This is a genomic window from Aurantimonas sp. C2-5-R2 (assembly GCF_036549495.1).
Lineage (GTDB): Bacteria > Pseudomonadota > Alphaproteobacteria > Rhizobiales > Rhizobiaceae > Aurantimonas > Aurantimonas coralicida_A.
The window spans coordinates 1-1,125 of the sequence record NZ_JAZHLJ010000242.1; the positions used below are offsets into that span (position 1 = coordinate 1).

Sequence of the window (1,125 nt, forward strand, 5' to 3'; positions counted from 1 at the left end):
AAGTGTCAGGGACAGGCGCGCACCGACTGGCTCGCGGCTCGCCAGGCAGACCTTTTGCCTGTGCCGTACTTCCATGTTGTGTTCACGCTGCCCGCGCCCGTTGCCGAGATCACGTTCCAGAACAAGGCGAGGGTCTACGCCATCCTGTTCAAGGCAGCCGCCGAGACGCTGCGCACCATCGGCGCCGACGAGAAGAATCTCGGTGCCGAGATCGGCCTTGTCGCCATCCTCCATAGCTGGGGCCAGACCCTCACCTATCATCCCCACCTCCATTGCATCGTGCCGGGCGGCGGCCCCTCGCTGGATGGCTCGCGATGGATTGCCTGCCGACCCGGCTTCTTCCTCCCGGTCCGCGTGCTCTCGCGCCTTTTTCGCCGACGGTTCCTGGAAGAACTGCAAGCCGCCTTCGATGCCGGTGAACTCGCATTCTTCGGCAATCTCGCCGGCCTCGCACAATCCGCCGCCTTCGCCCGCAGGCTGCGCGAGCTCCGCCGGATCGAATGGGTCGTCTATGCCAAGCCGCCCTTCGGCGGCCCGGAGCAGGTGCTGGCCTATCTCGGCCGCTACACCCATCGCGTTGCCATTTCCAACGCGCGGCTCGTCGAGATGAGCGATGACGGCCGCGTTTCCTTCCGCTGGAAGGACTATCGCCACCACGGAAAGTCGAAGGTCATGGTTCTCGACGCCGACGAGTTCATCCGGCGCTTTCTCCTGCACACCCTGCCGGACGGCTTCCATCGCATCCGCCATTACGGCTTCCTGGCCAATGGTCACCGGGCCGCCAGACTGGTCCTCTGCCGGGCCCTGCTCGACGTTCTCCCGCCCGGCCCCGCAGCCAAACCTGCCAGCGACCCGGCGAGCACGGATTTGGCTCATCGCTGCCGGTGCTGCGGCGGCATGATGTTCGTCCTCGCCACGCTGCCGCGACCGGCATCGCGACGTCCCGCCTTCTGGCACGATACATCATGACCCTCAGGCATTCCGAAAGCGCCGGACCCGTTATGCCAACCGCCCGATGCGGCGGACAGAATCTCATTGTTCGTGGTGATCCTTTCGGTCCGGAACGGCACCAGAGCCGCGGCTATGGTGCGGGACGAAACGGCTTCATCCCGGTCGGACGGTCCG

The 1,125-nt window shown here is 65.6% G+C and carries 1 protein-coding gene; it reads left to right on the plus strand.

What is annotated here, in order from left to right; all coding sequences use genetic code 11:
• A partial coding sequence (locus tag VQ044_RS25270; protein WP_331827903.1) for an IS91 family transposase occupies nucleotides 1–969 on the plus strand: 969 nt, incomplete at its 5' end.
• Nucleotides 970–1,125 lie beyond the last annotated feature (156 nt).